The sequence below is a fragment of the Scandinavium sp. UTDF21-P1B genome, from assembly GCF_040750395.1.
In the GTDB taxonomy this organism is placed as follows: domain Bacteria; phylum Pseudomonadota; class Gammaproteobacteria; order Enterobacterales; family Enterobacteriaceae; genus Scandinavium.
The window spans coordinates 52,455-67,866 of the sequence record NZ_JBFLVD010000014.1; the positions used below are offsets into that span (position 1 = coordinate 52,455).

Consider the following 15,412-nt stretch of genomic DNA (forward strand, 5'->3'; position numbering starts at 1 on the left):
CCGCTCATCGAGAAAGCTTCCAGCGGATCCTCAAGTTATCGGGAATCGGCACACAGGTCAAATGGCAATCTTATTTATACAAAAATGTGCTATAGGTAGGTTAGTGCTATGATAGTAAAAGGAATTTAAGGTTTTTTACATTGCATTTCCCTCCAACGAAACGGCTACCTAATGTGATCTCTCTCACTATCTGTGAGCCGCATTATCGCCGATCTGTGCTGAAAGGTTTTTTTATCGCAGAGTATTATTCTGCCATGCGCCGCTAATGCCCATGATGACACTGTTTTTTATCTGTGAGCGCAATCGCGAAAAACAGCGCTTCAGCATAAGGAAAAGTAATCACTCTCAGGGTGAATGAAATTGCAGTTATCTTGATTGGTTATGCAATAGATGTGACGTCTCCGTAGCGCTTGATCCAGGTCATCGCCGAAAGAGACTAAAAATGGCAGGCTTTGCACCTCTTTGAAAGGCGCGGTCTATCAGATTATGCAGTTACAGAAATTAGTCAATATGTTTGGTGGGGATCTTACGCGTCGCTATGGCGAAAAGGTCCATAAGCTTACGCTGCACGGTGGTTTTAGCTGCCCAAACCGCGACGGTACCATCGGACGCGGTGGCTGCACTTTCTGTAACGTTGCTTCATTTGCCGATGAGGCGCAGCAGCATAAATCCATCGCCGAACAGCTGGCGCATCAGGCTCATCTGGTCAATCGTGCCAAACGCTACCTCGCTTATTTCCAGGCTTATACCAGCACCTTTGCTGAAGTCCAGGTGCTGCGGTCTATGTATCAACAGGCGGTCAGCCAGGCGAATATTGTTGGCCTGTGTGTGGGTACGCGTCCGGATTGTGTGCCAGAGGCCGTACTGGATTTGCTTAGCGAATATAAAGATCAGGGTTACGAAGTGTGGCTGGAGCTCGGTCTGCAAAGCGCGCAGGACAAAACCCTGCATCGTATCAACCGCGGCCACGATTTTGCCTGCTATCAGGCAACGACGCGTCTGGCTCGTGAGCGTGGTCTGAAAGTGTGTACGCATCTGATCGTTGGATTGCCGGGAGAAGGGCAGGCAGAGTGTCTGCAGACGCTGGAAAAAGTGGTTGAGACTGGCGTGGACGGCATCAAACTTCATCCATTGCACATCGTCACCGGCAGCATTATGGCTAAAGCCTGGGAAGCGGGACGGCTTCAGGGTATTGAGCTTGATGATTACACCCATATTGCCGGAGAAATGATCCGCCATACGCCGCCAGATATTGTTTATCACCGGATTTCGGCCAGCGCCCGCCGTCCTACGCTGCTTGCGCCGCTGTGGTGTGAGAATCGCTGGACGGGGATGGTGGAGCTCGACAAATACCTCAACGAGCATGGCGTTCAGGGCTCAGCCCTGGGGCGGAGCTGGGTCTCTCCTTCCTCCTGAGCTGGCTTTCTCCTGGCTGAGCATGGGTCAGGAGAGGGAGCAGGACCTGCGCACACATAGCATTTCCCTTATTCTCAAGTAGTTGTGAAGCCGGTCGCCTCTCGCGCTTGACCCTCTGATTCTCCTTGTGTTAACTCATTGTTTTGCCTTTTTTTGGCCCGTCATAAGGAAAACCTGATGCTCAAAACTGTGCGCTACAGTTTGTTGACGACCGGACTGCTGTTCAGTGGTTTTACGCTGGCCGCGCCTGCCGGCGATCTCCCGTTAATGCCCTGGCCTGCACAGGTCGCACGCCCGGCTGCGCAAGGCGCGTTGATCCTGAATAACCAGCTCACCATTAATCTTAGCGGTGATGACTTAGGCGACGCGGTAGCCCGCCTGCGCGATCGCATCTCCCGCCAGACTGGCTGGGAAATGGTGCCACAAACGGGGCCTGCAAAAACGCCGACCATTAACATCGTGATTGCGAATAAAGTTCCGGCAATTCCGCGACCGGACAGCGATGAAAGCTACAAGCTGGTGGTGGATGACACGGGCGCGAAGCTGACGGCGAATACGCGCTTTGGCGCGCTGCACGGTATCGAAACCCTGCTCCAGCTGATTCAGAACGGGCCGGATAACACGACCATTCCTTTTGTCACCATCGAAGATTCCCCGCGGTTCCCCTGGCGAGGCGTGCTGCTGGATTCCGCGCGCCACTTCCTGCCGGTTGAGGACATCAAACGGCAGCTTGACGGCATGGCCGCGGCGAAGCTGAACGTCTTCCATTGGCATTTGACGGACGATCAGGGCTGGCGCTTTGCCTCGACGAAGTACCCCAAATTGCAGCAGCTTGCCAGCGACGGGAAGTTCTACACTCCGGCACAAATGAAAGAGATTGTGCGCTACGCGGCTGACCGCGGTATTCGCGTGGTGCCGGAAATTGATATGCCAGGCCATGCCTCGGCGATTGCGGTCGCATATCCGGAACTGATGAGCGCGCCGGGGCCGTATGCAATGGAACGCCACTGGGGCGTGCTGAAGCCGGTACTCGATCCGACCAAAGAGGCGACCTACGCCTTTGCTGATGCGATGGTCAGCGAGCTTGCGGCGATCTTCCCGGATCCGTACCTGCACATTGGCGGCGACGAAGTCGATGACACGCAGTGGAAAAACAATCCGGCCATTCAGAAGTTTATGCAGGACAACAAGCTTGCCGACAGCCACGCATTGCAGGCGTACTTCAACCGTAAGCTGGAGCAGATCCTTGAGAAGCATCATCGGCAGATGGTTGGCTGGGATGAGATCTATCATCCTGATCTGCCGAAAAGCATTCTGATCCAGTCCTGGCAAGGACAGGATGCACTCGGTGAGGTGGCGAAGAATGGCTATCGGGGCATTCTTTCCACCGGGTTCTACCTCGACCAGCCGCAAAGCGCCGCCTATCACTACCGCAATGAGGTCGTTCCGCAGGGACTGAACGGGATCGACAAAATCAGCGATGCCGACAGCGCCCAGAGCTGGTCGTTTACTATGCCCCGCCTGAAGGGTAGCCCGGTTGAAGGCACCTTTACGCTGGTAAAAGGCGCAGATGAATGGCGAGGATTTATTGATTTCAAAGGCAAATCCCGGCGAGCAGTGGACGATATTGAATGGCTGAGTCCGGATCAGGTGACGTTCACGGTGGATACGTGGATGGGTGAAACCCGTCCGGTAGTCAATATTCATGATGACCGCCTCGGCGGCTACTTCCTTGTGGGCAACGTGCGTTACCCGATCAGCGGCGAGCGACTGGATAACGTTCCGGCAGGCATTCAGCCAGTGGTGCCGGACGCAGAACAGCAGAAGAACCTGCTCGGTGGCGAAGCGGCGCTGTGGGCGGAAAACATTGTTGCGCCAGTGCTGGATATCCGCCTGTGGCCGCGTGGGTTTGTGGTGGCAGAACGGCTATGGTCGGCGAAGGATGTGAACGATACCGACAACATGTACCAGCGTTTGCAGGCAATCGACAGCTGGTCGACGGTGTCCGTCGGGCTACAACAGCATACGCAGCAGCGGGTGCAGTTTACCCGTCTGGCAAACGGCGGCAGCACTTTGCCGCTGGAAATCCTCGCGCAGGCGACGGAACCAGCGCAGTACTACACCCGTCAGCACCTGAAATTCCAGGCCGGAAATTACCATCAGTTTGAGCCGCTGAACCGCTTTGCGGATGCCCTTCCTGCAGAAAGCGACACCGTGCGCCATCTTAACGAATGGGCGGAAAATCTCATCAGCGATGCTGAAGATAACGAAAGCGCTGACGCGCTGCGTCACGTCTTTACGCGCTGGCAGAACAATACCGCCGACGTGCTGTTGCTGACCGACGGCAATCATCAGCTGGCAAGCATGAAGCCGGTGGCGTTGCAGGTGGATAAACTGGCGGCGCTGGGGCTGCGGTTAACCGATCTGGTGGCGCGGCAGGGTACGCTTGATGACAAAGAGTATGCGTCTGTTCAGTCGCAGCTTGATGAAGCCGCAAAAACGCAGGATGAAGTGGTGATTGCGGCGGTCTATCCGCTGGAAACGCTGCTGCGGGCGACGCGGATCGAGTAAGGAGGATGTTCCCCTCTCCCGCGTGCCGCGTGGAGAGGGGAATGCAAAGTGCGTTACTTGGCCAGCGTAGCGACCATCACAGCCTTGATGGTGTGCATCCGGTTTTCAGCCTGATCGAACACGATGCTGGCTTCGGATTCAAAGACTTCGTCCGTCACTTCCATACCGCCATGCAGGCCGTATTCTTCGGCCATCTGCTTGCCGAGCGTGGTTTGATCGTCATGAAAAGCCGGGAGGCAGTGGAGGAACTTCACCTGTGGGTTTCCGCTCAGTGCCAGCATCTTTTTATTCACCTGGTAGTCACGCAGCAGCGCGATGCGCTCAGCCCATTTCTCTTTGGCTTCGCCCATGGATACCCAGACGTCAGTGTAGATAAAATCTGCGTCCTTGACGCCTGCGGCAATATCTTCGGTGAGCGTAATATCACCGCCATTTTTCTGCGCCAGCGCTTTGCATTCAGCCACCAGGCTCGCTTCCGGCCAGCAGCTTTTCGGCGAAACCAGACGTAAATCCAGCCCCGTCAGCGCCGCGGCTTCCAGCATCGAATTGCCCATGTTGTTACGCGCATCGCCGGCATACACCAGCGTCATTTCGTTGAAGGCTTTGCCCGGCAGATGTTCTTTCATCGTGAGCAGATCGGCCAGCAGCTGCGTTGGGTGGAATTCATCGGTCAACCCGTTCCACACCGGTACACCGGCGAACTGAGCCAGCGTTTCGACAATCTCCTGGCCGTAGCCGCGATACTGAATGCCGTCATACATCCGGCCCAGCACGCGGGCAGTATCCTTAATTGATTCTTTATGGCCAATCTGGCTACCGCTCGGGCCGAGGTATGTGATGCGAGCGCCCTGATCGTAGGCGGCAACTTCGAAAGAGCATCGGGTGCGGGTTGAGTCTTTTTCGAAGATGAGCGCGATGTTTTTACCGATCAGTTTTGGCACTTCATTGCCGCTTTTTTTATCGGCTTTCAGCTGGGCGGCCAGCGCCAGCAGGTGCGTGAGTTGGGCAGGGGTAAAATCCAGTAATTTCAGGCAGTGCTTCTGGTATAACGCAGACATTTTTCCCTCTCATGGCTTAAGCCACTTATTGAATTAAAATTCAATTTATATGTATGAATATTCATTTGCAACCCTGTTTCACAAATCTTTGTCGGAAAGGTGGAGGCAATGCCTGCGGTGTGTGAAAATAGAAGTCACTGCCGACATCATGAGGAACGAGCAATGGCAAACCCGGAACACCTGGAAGAGCAGCGCGAAGAGACGCGTCTGATTATTGAAGAGTTACTGGAAGATGGCAGCGATCCGGACGCGCTCTACACCATCGAGCACCATTTCTCGGCAGATGATTTCGACACGCTGGAAAAAGTGGCGGTTGAGGTCTTCAAGCTGGGTTACGAAGTGACCGAGCCGGAAGAGCTGGAAGTTGAAGAGGGCGGTGAAGTGGTTATCTGCTGCGACGCCCTCAGCGAATGCGCGCTGAACCCGGAACTTATCGACGCTCAGGTTGAGCAACTGATGAACCTGGCCGAGAAATTCGGCGTGGAATACGACGGATGGGGCACCTACTTCGCAGATCCGAACGGTGAAGGCGAAGAAGGCGACGACGAAGACTATATCGACGAAGATGACGATGGCGTCCGCCACTAAATAACGACCGGTGCGGCAGCATTTGTTGCCGCATCCTTTCATGAGATCGTGCCAGATAGATGGATTACCCCCAACTCCTCGCGCCCGTTTTAGCTTTCCTCCAGTGCCCGACACCGCAGGCGTGGATCGACAAAGCCCGTTCCCCCGAACATTTGCCTCTGTTGCTCACCGATCATCTGGTGTGCGAGCTGAAAGCTGCACAGACCGCAATGCTGCTGGTGCGTAAATACGTGGCCGACAAAGCCGGTGCCGACGCGCTACTGGCCTGGCTCCAGCCTTACGAAGCCTTTGCCTTTCGCGGTGGCCCGGAGCCGGATTTTGCGGCGCTGCAAAAGCAGATAGGCAAAAGCGTGATGCCGCAGACCGACGATCCCTGGGGCCGGCAGCTTATTGACAGTATGGTGCTGCTCATCAAAGAGGAGCTACATCACTTCTGGCAGGTGCGGGAAATCATGATTGAGCGTGAGATCCCCTATGTGAAAATCACCGCCAGTCGTTATGCCAAAGGAATGCTTAAAGAAGTGCGCACGCATGAACCGCTGACGCTCACCGATAAGCTGATTTGCGGGGCGTACATTGAAGCACGCTCCTGCGAGCGCTTTGCCGCGCTGGCACCCTATCTGGATGAGCCATTACAGAAGTTTTACCTGTCGCTGTTGCGCTCCGAAGCGCGGCACTATCAGGATTATCTGGCACTGGCGCAGCAGATATCAGACACGGATATCACGCCGAGAGTGCGTTTCTTTGGTGAAGTGGAAGCCACGCTGATTTCGACCCCGGATGTGGAGTTTCGCTTCCACAGTGGGGTGCCAGCGTAGTTTTCCCTGAGCGAGAGCTGAGGCGCAGAGACGAAGAAGGACAGATTCAGTCTTCGTCAAACCCGGCGTTGAACAGCGCAATAACCGCCGCCAGGGCTTCTTCTTCCTGCGGGCCGCTGGCCTCGATCTCAATCTGGCGACCTTTGGCGGAATCCAGCATCAGCAGGGCGATGACGCTGCTGGCTTCAGCCTCAGTGCCCTCATCGTTTCGAAGCCACACTTCGGCGTCAAAATTCTGAACCAGTTCAAACAGCTTCATCGCCGGGCGGGCATGCATGCCCAGCTTGTTGGTGATCTCAACGGTGTGCTTTACGCTCATGTTTTACGTTTTTCCAGCGTCCGGTGACGAGACTGAACGTTTTTGCCGCGCGAGCGGAAATAGTCAGCCAGCTGTTCGGCAATGTAGACCGAACGGTGTTTACCGCCGGTGCAGCCAATCGCGACCGTCAGGTAGCTTCGATTGTTGGTTTCCAGCATGGGTAACCATAGCTCAAGATAGCTGCGGGTCTGGTAGATAAAATTGTGTACTTCTGTGTGTCGGTCGAGGAAGGCGGCGACCGGCTTATCGAGGCCGGTCATTGGGCGTAGCTTCGGGTCCCAGTGCGGGTTTGGCAGGAAGCGTACGTCAAACACGTAGTCGGCATCGATGGGAATGCCGTGCTTAAAGCCAAAGGATTCAAACACCATCGTCAGTTCGCGTTCACGTTTGCCCAGCAGACGCGTGCGCAGCATTTCCGCCAGCTCATGGACGGACATTTCAGACGTATCGACGATAAGATCCGCGCGCGATCGCAGCGGCTCAAGCAGATCGCTTTCCTGATCGATGGCGCTTTCCAGCGAGAGATTTTTGCTGGACAGCGGGTGCAGACGACGCGTATCGCTGTAGCGACGAATCAGCGTGTTGCGATCGGCATCGAGGAACAGCAGCTGCGGCGAGAAACAATCAGGCAGGTTTTCCATCGCCTGTTCGAAAATCTCCGGCGACTCCGGCATATTTCGTACATCAATGCTGACCGCGGCCGATATTTGTCGGTCGGCAAGGCTTTTGGCGAGCTCGGGCAGCAGCACAACTGGCAGGTTATCCACGCAGTAAAAGCCCATGTCTTCCAGCGCGCGCAGAGCCACAGATTTGCCTGATCCCGAGCGACCGCTGACGATCATCAGTACCATCAGTTGCTTCTCCTTACGACAACCGGGTTATCCTCAGGCCTCTTCATCGCCGTTCTCTTCTCCGGTGATGATTTCATACAGTTCCTGATCGCTTTGAGCGCTGCGTAAGCGGCGGCAAATCGTTTTATCCGCCAGGCGTTTTGCGACCAGGGACAGGGTATGCAAATGCGTTTTGGTCTGGTCTGCTGGCACCAGCAGTGCGAACAACAGATCAACCGGCTGGTTATCAATCGCGTCAAAGGCTATCGGCGTTTCGAGCTGCACAAACACGCCAACGGCGCGCAGCGTATCCTCTTCCAGCTTACCGTGCGGAATGGCGATGCCGTTACCGATGCCGGTACTGCCCATTTTTTCACGCGTCAGGATAGCTTCAAACACCACCTGTGGCGGCAGACTCAGCTGTTTTGCCGCCAGTTCGCTGATGATTTCCAGCGCGCGCTTTTTACTCTGGCAGTGAACGCCACTGCGGGTACATTCCTGGTTCAGGACATTGCTCAGTTGCAGAGCGGAATCGTTGTTCATCATAAATTCACCTGCGTGCCGCCTGGCCCGAAACGTCGGGTCAGGCGCACGCCCGGACAATTAGTGTTGTTTCAGTTTATCTTTATGTTTGGTTAGCTGTCTTGCAAGCTTATCGATAAGACCATCTATTGCGGCATACATATCCTGCCCTTCCGCACTGGCATGAATTTCGCCCCCATTAACATGCAGGGTAGCGTCCGAGATATGAGTCACCTTTTCCACTTTTAACACAACATAGACCTGATTAATCCGTTCGAAAAACTGTTCGAGCTTGGCGAATTTCGTTGTCACAAATTCGCGCATTGCATCGGTGATTTCAACGTTGTGTCCTGTGATATTGAGCTGCATAGTGTCTTCCTTATCGGTTGTGTCAGACCAGCTGTTTACGCTGATTTGACGGCGGAATGGATAAAGACTCTCGGTACTTTGCAACGGTACGGCGTGCCACCATGATACCCTGTTCGGACAGCATGGAGGTCAGCTTACTGTCACTCAGTGGCTTCGCGGGATTCTCCGCGGCAATTAACTTCTTCACCAGGGCGCGAATGGCCGTTGACGAGGCTTCGCCACCGCCTTCGGTATTCACATGACTGGAGAAGAAATACTTAAGCTCAAAAATGCCCCGTGGGCTGTGAAGATACTTTTGCGTTGTCACACGCGAGATGGTTGATTCATGCATCTCGACGGCCTGGGCGATATCCGCCAGCACCATCGGCTTCATAAACTCTTCGCCCTGTTCAAAGAAGGCCTGCTGCTGTTCTACGATGCAGCGGCTAACCCGCAACAGCGTGTCGTTGCGGCTCTCCAGGCTTTTAATCAGCCATTTGGCTTCCTGGAGGTTGCTGCGAATAAACTGGCTGTCAGCGTCGTTGCGTGCGGTGTTGCACATCCCGGCGTAGTGCTGATTGATTTGCAATCGCGGAATACTGTCGGAGTTGAGTTCGACAGCCCAGCGTCCGCTGATCTTGCGTACCAGCACATCCGGGATCACGTACTCCGGCTCGCTCGTCTGGATCGACTGACCCGGGCGAGGATCGAGAGACTGAATCAGCGACACCGCTTCCTTCAGCACGTCTTCTTTCAGGCGCGTGACGCGCATCAGCGTGCGGAAATCATGGTTTGCCAGCAGATCGAGATGATCGCAGATGATAGTTTGGGCTTCCGTCAGCCACGGCGTGTCTTTCGAGAACTGTGACAGCTGAATCAGCAGGCAGTCGCGCAGATCTTTCGCCGCCACGCCGATCGGATCGAAACGCTGGATGCGTTTGAGGACGGCTTCAACTTCATCAAGATCGAGATCGTCGTTGCCAATGCTTTCGAGGATCTCTTCAACGGAGGTGGTGAGATAACCCGTTTCATCCACCGCATCGACAATCGACGTCGCAATGGCACGATCGGTATCAGAAAACGGCGTCAGCCCAACCTGCCACATCAGATAATCCTGAAGCGACTGCGTAGTTTCACCTTGATAGACAGGGAGCTCGTCGTCCTGATAATCGGTGCCCGTGCCGGACGGCGTGCCTGCGGTGTAAATCTCATCCCAGCTGGCATCGAGCGGCAGTTCATCGGGCATCTCCTTTTGCTCGAGGGCATCGACGGTATCAAAGGCTTCGGTATCGGTTTCTTCCTGTGAATCGATTTCTTCGTGAAGATCGGTTTGCTCAAGCAGGGGATTGCTCTCCAGCGCTTGCTGAAGTTCCTGTTGCAGCTCGAGCGTTGAAAGCTGCAACAGACGAATGGCCTGTTGCAACTGTGGCGTCATGGCGAGCTGTTGGCTGAGCCTTAATTGCAAACCTTGCTTCATAATCAGGGCAAATTTCTCCGGCCAGAAATGTCTGTACTCACTACCCTATCAGAGTCTGAAGTCTTCCCCAAGATACACACGCTTAACGTGTTCGTCTTGCAGGATTTGTTCCGGTGTACCGTGAGCAATCAGGTGTCCCTGACTCACGATATAAGCGCGTTCGCAGACGGCTAACGTTTCACGAACGTTGTGGTCGGTGATAAGCACGCCCAGGCCACTGTCGCGCAGGTGTTCAATGATGCGCTTGATGTCGATGACCGAGATGGGGTCGACGCCCGCAAAGGGTTCATCCAGCAGGATAAATTTAGGATTTGCCGCAAGCGCACGAGCAATCTCCACGCGGCGGCGTTCACCGCCTGAGAGAGCCTGCCCGAGGCTGTCGCGCAGATGTTCGATGTGGAACTCTTCCATCAGCTCGTTCGCACGATCAACGCGCTGCTCATTGCTCAGATCGTCACGGATTTGCAGCACGGCCATCAGGTTATCGAACACGCTCAGGCGACGGAAAATGGACGCTTCCTGCGGAAGATAGCCGATACCACGGCGAGCTCGTGCATGCAGCGGCAGCAGGCTGATGTCTTCGTCATCAATAATGATGTTGCCCGCGTCGCGTGAAACAATGCCCACGACCATGTAGAAGGTGGTGGTTTTACCCGCACCGTTCGGGCCAAGCAGACCAACGATTTCGCCGGAATTCACCGTCAGGCTGACGTCTTCAACAACCCGACGTCCTTTATAGGCTTTCGCCAGATTCTTTGCAGTTAAAGTAGCCATAACGTCTTAGTTACTCTTCTTTGGCTGAGCCGGTGCGGCGGTGTTGCCGCTCTTGTCCTGCAGCTGCGAAGGTACCAGAACCGTGGTCACGCGCTTACCTTTTTCGCTAAATGCCTGCATTTTCTGCTCTTTCACCAGATAGGTGATTTTGTCGCCAGTAATGTTGCTGTCCAGCTGCTCGAGGTAGGCTTTGCCGGTCAGAACCACGAGGTCATTCGCCACTTCGTAATGCATCTTCGACGCATGACCTTTGACCGGTTTGCCGTTGTCCTGCATCTGGTAGAAGGTCGCCGGATTGCCATAGCCATCCATGGTTTCTTTCCCTTTTTCACCGCCAGGACGCGTAACGACGACTTTGTCGGCGTTAATTTTGATGGTGCCCTGGGTCACAATCACGTTGCCGGTGAAGGTGGCGACGTTGCCCTGCATGTCCAGAGACTGCTGATCGGATTCGATGTGAATCGGCTGATCGGTATCGCCCGTCAAGGCCAGTGCAGGCAGGCTGGCGGCCAGCAAAGTGCTGGCGAGGGCAAGCTTAAAGCTGAATTTATTTGTTCTGAATTTCATAAGAGGTTCTCACCTTTTCAATCAGCTCGGCTTTTTTGCTGCGTAAGTTGCCGCGCATTTTGAGGCCGCTGGAATTAAATGTTGTGCCGTACAAAGTCACTAAATCGTCGGAGCTGACGTCCTGAGTGACCAAATTCACGATGGCGTTGTCCGTTGTGACTTTGCGAAGCTGAGAGTCGTCCGTCAGGGCGTTGATCTCAACGTGCCCGTAAAGATACAGCATACGGTCATTCGTCAGTTTGGCCTTATCGGCCTTAATGGACCACGTCGGGACTTTATTGGCATCGAACGTGGTCAGCACTGGTCGGGTAAACCAGGAGATCGCCTGGTCAGAAAAATACTCGACGTGCTCTGCAACCAACCGATAGTTCAGCGCACCTTCCGGGCTGTAGACCACGGTATCAGTATGTTCACTCTTGTATGTCGGGTCGTTGTTATTCACGACCGTTGGGGCAGTGTCGTCATTGTCGACCAGATTGAAACCAATCAGCACCAGCGCCAGCAGCGACAGCAGGATGATAACCCAACGTCTGGTTTTACTCATATTGATTGCCCTTTGGCTTCATCCAGTTTGCCCTGAGCCAGCAGCAACAAATCACACACTTCACGAACGGCACCACGACCTCCGGCAATACGCGTGACGTAATCGGCACGTGGCGGAAGCAGCGGGTGCGCATCGGCCACGGCCACGCTCAGGCCGACATCAGCCATTACCGGCCAGTCGATGAGATCGTCGCCGACGTAAGCCACTTCGTCCGGGCGCAGGGAGAGCGTGTCCAGCAGTTCGCGGTAAGCGATAAGCTTATCGGACTGTCCCTGCCACAGATGAGTGATCCCCAGCGTTTTGCAGCGGTCTTCTACCAGTTTAGCTTTTCGTCCGGTGATGATTGCAACTTCTATGCCTGACGTCAGCGCACAGCGAATGCCGTAGCCATCGCGCACGTTGAAGGCTTTCAGTTCTTCACCGTTGTTGCCCATGTAAATCAGTCCGTCAGACAGCACGCCGTCGACATCCAGAATCAGCAGGCGGATTTTCTCCGCTTTTTCCATGACTCGAGAACTGACCGGTCCATAGCAGGTCGTTACCGACGCGCCAGCATTACTCATTGTTTTTTCCTTACTTACACTACGCCTGCGCGCAGCAGATCATGCATATGTATCACACCCAGCAGATGGTCGCCATCGGCAACCATGACGCAGGTGATGTGGCGGGACTGCATCAGGTTCAGCGCATCCACGGCCAGAATGCCTGGACGCACGCGCACTCCGCCGCGGGTCATCACGTCGGCAATGCTGAGATTACGCACGTCGACGCCCATATCAAACACCCGGCGCAGGTCACCGTCGGTGAAGATGCCTTCGATCTGCATCTGGTCGTCGCAGACAACCGTCATACCGAGGTTTTTACGGGTGATTTCCAGTAGCGCATCGCGCAGAGTGGCATCCGGGCTAACGTGAGGAATTTCATCGCCGGTATGCATGATGTCATTCACGCGCAGCAGCAGTTTGCGGCCCAGCGCGCCGCCTGGATGCGAAAGCGCGAAATCTTCGGGGGTGAAGCCGCGTGCTTTAAGTAAAGCGACGGCGAGCGCATCCCCCATCACCAGCGCTGCGGTGGTGCTGGACGTTGGCGCGAGGCCAAGCGGACAGGCTTCTTTAGGCACGCTGACGCACAGATGAATGTCTGCGGCTTTCGCCATGCTGCTTTCCGGGCGGCTGGTCATACAGATGAGTGGCACCTGAAGACGCTTAAGCACCGGGATCAGTGCCAGGATCTCGTTGGATTCACCGGAGTTAGAAAGTGCGATCACGACATCCTGCGGTGAAACCATGCCGAGATCGCCGTGGGCGGCTTCACCTGGATGAACAAAGAACGACGGTGTGCCTGTGCTGGCGAACGTCGCGGCCATCTTCCGGCCAATATGTCCGGATTTACCCATCCCCATCACTACAACTTTTCCTCCGCAGTAAGCCATTTTTTCACAGGCGAGGGTGAAATCCTGATTAATGTATTGATCGAGCTGGGCCAGACCTTCACGTTCAATCTCCAGCACCTCAAGGCCTGCCTGCTGAAAGTCAAAACCCGGCTGCAAATCTATTTGCGACATAATGTTATCCCGATTCACTCAGTGAAAAACGGCGTGCCCCACCAGAGAAACGCCAGCCAAACAAAAAAGCACCCAATCAGAAATGCCCCTGCGCCTTTACCAATTTGCGGTTTTCGGCTCCAGCAGAGCAGGGCGAAAATCACGCTGACCAGCACCATCACGCCATAATCACGGCTGAACGCCAGCGGGTTGAACGGCCCGGGCGCAATCAGCGCCGGCATGCCCATCACGATGGCGAGGTTGAAAATGTTAGACCCGATAATATTGCCAATGGCGATATCGTCCTCGCCTTTCCGTGCGCCCGCAATGGCAGTGGCAAGCTCCGGCAGGCAGGTGCCAATCGCAATCACCGTCAAACCGATGGTCAGTTCGCTCATCGCGAAATAATTCGCCAGCACCGTGGCGTTATCCACGACCATCCTTGTTGCCATCGGCATAATAATCAGCGCCACGCCGAGCCATAAACAGGCGACCGGCAGTGAACCTTCACGAGGCAGTTCCGCCAGTTGGTCACGGGTGAGACTGTCATTGCCTTGCCGTTCCGCCAGGCGCGCAATCTTAACAATATACAGCAGCCACAGCACGGCGAGGGCGAACAGAAAGACGCCATCCGCTCTTGTCAGCTGCCCATCATACAGCACAAAGCCCGCCAGCAGGCTTACGACTAACATTAGCGGCAATTCCCGACGCAGGATATCGGAATGGACGGTAAATGAGTGCAGCAGCGCACCGAGCCCAAGGATCAGCAAAATATTGACGATATTGGAGCCGATTGCGGTGCCGATAGCGAGATCGATCTGCCCGTGTACAGAAGCGGTGACGGACACGATAATCTCCGGAAGCGACGTGCCGACGCTGACCACGGTCATGCCGATTATCAGCGGCGGAATGTTCATACTGCGGCAAAGAATCGATGCGGCAAAAACCAGACGATCGGCACTGTAGACCACCAGAAGTAAACCAATAATTAACAGAGCCGTCGCTAAAAGCATCTAAAGTCCTTTATTCAGGTATAATCGCCAGCTGCTTTGCGCCACATGCACTGCGCAGACGAATTCTTAATTTTGACTTTATGCGTTGAAAAAGTAAAACAAATGCCTGCTTTCGCTAACCGCGACAGGTAAGATTCTGTAAAAATGATGGGTTAGTAGCGTGATTACACGCCATGCTTAACCTGAAGAGGTTTTTCAAGGGACACCTATGAACGAGACACCGGATAATTTAGTCGATGTGCGCGGGGTCAGCTTTACGCGCGGCGCCCGATGTATTTTCGATAACATCTCGTTGTCGGTACCTCGCGGTAAAATCACAGCCATCATGGGACCGTCAGGGATCGGCAAGACCACGCTGCTGCGATTGATCGGCGGTCAAATTCCGCCTGACAGCGGCGAAATCCTTTTTGACGGAGAAAATGTGCCGGGGATGTCGCGCTCGCGTTTGTACGCGGTGCGTAAGCGCATGAGTATGCTTTTTCAGTCTGGCGCCCTGTTTACCGATATGAACGTTTTTGACAACGTTGCTTATCCGCTGCGTGAACACACCCGTTTGCCTGCGCCGCTGCTGAAAAGTACCGTCATGATGAAGCTGGAAGCGGTAGGTTTGCGCGGGGCTGCTAAACTGATGCCTTCTGAACTCTCCGGCGGCATGGCGCGCCGTGCCGCGCTGGCGCGTGCTATTGCGCTCGAACCGGATCTCATTATGTTCGATGAACCCTTCGTTGGGCAGGATCCGATTACCATGGGCGTGCTGGTCAAGCTGATTTCTGAGCTAAACAGCGCGCTGGGCGTCACCTGTGTTGTGGTGTCGCATGACGTGCCGGAAGTGCTGAGCATCGCCGATTACGCGTATATCGTGGCGGACAGAAAAATTGTCGCCCACGGCAGCGCGCAGTCGCTCCAGGAAAACAGCGATCCGCGCGTGCGTCAGTTCCTTGATGGCATTGCCGACGGCCCGGTGCCTTTCCGCTTCCCGGCGGGCGATTATCATCACGATTTACTCGGAACAGGGAGTTAAGTT

Annotated in this window: 18 protein-coding genes; 5 read left to right on the forward strand and 13 right to left on the reverse strand. The window is 54.9% G+C overall.

The features are described from left to right. Positions 1–486 precede the first annotated feature (486 nt). Together AB1287_RS10980 and AB1287_RS10985 are read left to right on the forward strand one after the other, a co-directional pair. On the forward strand, positions 487–1,416 hold the full coding sequence (locus AB1287_RS10980) for a TIGR01212 family radical SAM protein (RefSeq protein WP_312625365.1): 930 nt from the start codon (positions 487–489) through the stop codon (positions 1,414–1,416). Positions 1,417–1,593: 177 nt separating this feature from the next. Then, the gene (locus AB1287_RS10985) at positions 1,594–3,987 is read left to right on the forward strand and encodes a beta-N-acetylhexosaminidase (RefSeq protein ID WP_435617784.1); all 2,394 of its coding nucleotides are present in this window, start codon (positions 1,594–1,596) and stop codon (positions 3,985–3,987) included. A gap of 53 nt (positions 3,988–4,040) precedes the next feature. Here the strand turns inward: AB1287_RS10985 and argF are convergent, their stop codons facing one another. Continuing rightward, entirely contained in the window at positions 4,041–5,045 is a 1,005-nt protein-coding gene (argF, locus tag AB1287_RS10990; protein WP_435617785.1) for an ornithine carbamoyltransferase, read from the reverse strand. After that, entirely contained in the window at positions 5,015–5,110 is a 96-nt protein-coding gene (gene argL, locus AB1287_RS22475) for a putative translational regulatory protein ArgL (protein ID WP_436799833.1), read from the reverse strand. Before argL ends, argF begins: the two co-directional genes overlap by 31 nt. Positions 5,111–5,207: 97 nt before the next feature. On the opposite strand from argL, the gene rraB reads away from it, so the two are divergent. Together rraB and miaE are read left to right on the forward strand one after the other, a co-directional pair. Next, entirely contained in the window at positions 5,208–5,633 is a 426-nt protein-coding gene (gene rraB / locus AB1287_RS10995; RefSeq protein WP_435617786.1) for a ribonuclease E inhibitor RraB, read from the forward strand. Positions 5,634–5,692: 59 nt separating this feature from the next. Further along, on the forward strand, positions 5,693–6,451 hold the full coding sequence (miaE, locus tag AB1287_RS11000; RefSeq protein ID WP_435617787.1) for a tRNA isopentenyl-2-thiomethyl-A-37 hydroxylase MiaE: 759 nt from the start codon (positions 5,693–5,695) through the stop codon (positions 6,449–6,451). Between the two features lie 46 nt (positions 6,452–6,497). Here miaE and npr read toward each other — a convergent pair whose 3' ends face one another. Genes npr through AB1287_RS11055 form a run of 11 tightly spaced genes read right to left on the reverse strand, consistent with a single transcriptional unit; the run spans position 6,498 to position 14,388 of the window. Further along, positions 6,498–6,770, reverse strand: a complete 273-nt coding sequence (gene npr / locus AB1287_RS11005; RefSeq protein ID WP_154158954.1) for a PTS phosphocarrier protein NPr — start codon at positions 6,768–6,770, stop codon at positions 6,498–6,500. Next, positions 6,767–7,621 carry an RNase adapter RapZ gene (rapZ, locus tag AB1287_RS11010; protein ID WP_312625375.1) on the reverse strand — a complete coding sequence of 285 codons (855 nt, stop codon included), beginning with the start codon at positions 7,619–7,621 and terminating at the stop codon, positions 6,767–6,769. The genes npr and rapZ overlap by 4 nt, the downstream gene beginning before the upstream one ends. Before the next feature lie 33 nt (positions 7,622–7,654). Beyond that, positions 7,655–8,146, reverse strand: coding sequence for a PTS IIA-like nitrogen regulatory protein PtsN (ptsN, locus tag AB1287_RS11015; RefSeq protein ID WP_312625377.1), 492 nt, complete (start codon positions 8,144–8,146; stop codon positions 7,655–7,657). 57 nt (positions 8,147–8,203) lie between these two features. Further along, positions 8,204–8,491, reverse strand: a complete 288-nt coding sequence (hpf, locus tag AB1287_RS11020) for a ribosome hibernation promoting factor (RefSeq protein WP_312625378.1) — start codon at positions 8,489–8,491, stop codon at positions 8,204–8,206. 22 nt (positions 8,492–8,513) lie between these two features. After that, positions 8,514–9,947 carry an RNA polymerase factor sigma-54 gene (rpoN, locus tag AB1287_RS11025; protein WP_312625380.1) on the reverse strand — a complete coding sequence of 478 codons (1,434 nt, stop codon included), beginning with the start codon at positions 9,945–9,947 and terminating at the stop codon, positions 8,514–8,516. A 48-nt stretch (positions 9,948–9,995) separates the two neighbouring features. After that, positions 9,996–10,721: an LPS export ABC transporter ATP-binding protein gene (lptB, locus tag AB1287_RS11030; RefSeq protein WP_312625382.1), complete on the reverse strand. Its 726-nt coding sequence runs from the start codon at positions 10,719–10,721 to the stop codon at positions 9,996–9,998. A 6-nt stretch (positions 10,722–10,727) separates the two neighbouring features. After that, on the reverse strand, positions 10,728–11,288 hold the full coding sequence (lptA, locus tag AB1287_RS11035; RefSeq protein WP_312625383.1) for a lipopolysaccharide ABC transporter substrate-binding protein LptA: 561 nt from the start codon (positions 11,286–11,288) through the stop codon (positions 10,728–10,730). Continuing rightward, entirely contained in the window at positions 11,269–11,832 is a 564-nt protein-coding gene (gene lptC / locus AB1287_RS11040; RefSeq protein ID WP_435617788.1) for an LPS export ABC transporter periplasmic protein LptC, read from the reverse strand. The genes lptA and lptC overlap by 20 nt, the downstream gene beginning before the upstream one ends. Next, a complete protein-coding gene (gene kdsC, locus AB1287_RS11045) occupies positions 11,829–12,395 on the reverse strand; it encodes a 3-deoxy-manno-octulosonate-8-phosphatase KdsC (protein ID WP_312625385.1) in 567 nt (188 codons plus the stop codon). Before kdsC ends, lptC begins: the two co-directional genes overlap by 4 nt. Positions 12,396–12,409: 14 nt before the next feature. Then, positions 12,410–13,396 (reverse strand): arabinose-5-phosphate isomerase KdsD, encoded by a 987-nt coding sequence (gene kdsD / locus AB1287_RS11050; RefSeq protein WP_312625386.1) that lies wholly within the window; start codon positions 13,394–13,396, stop codon positions 12,410–12,412. 14 nt (positions 13,397–13,410) lie between these two features. Next, positions 13,411–14,388, reverse strand: coding sequence for a calcium/sodium antiporter (locus tag AB1287_RS11055; protein ID WP_435617789.1), 978 nt, complete (start codon positions 14,386–14,388; stop codon positions 13,411–13,413). A gap of 208 nt (positions 14,389–14,596) precedes the next feature. On the opposite strand from AB1287_RS11055, the gene mlaF reads away from it, so the two are divergent. Further along, a complete protein-coding gene (gene mlaF, locus AB1287_RS11060; protein WP_312625390.1) occupies positions 14,597–15,409 on the forward strand; it encodes a phospholipid ABC transporter ATP-binding protein MlaF in 813 nt (270 codons plus the stop codon). Positions 15,410–15,412 lie beyond the last annotated feature (3 nt).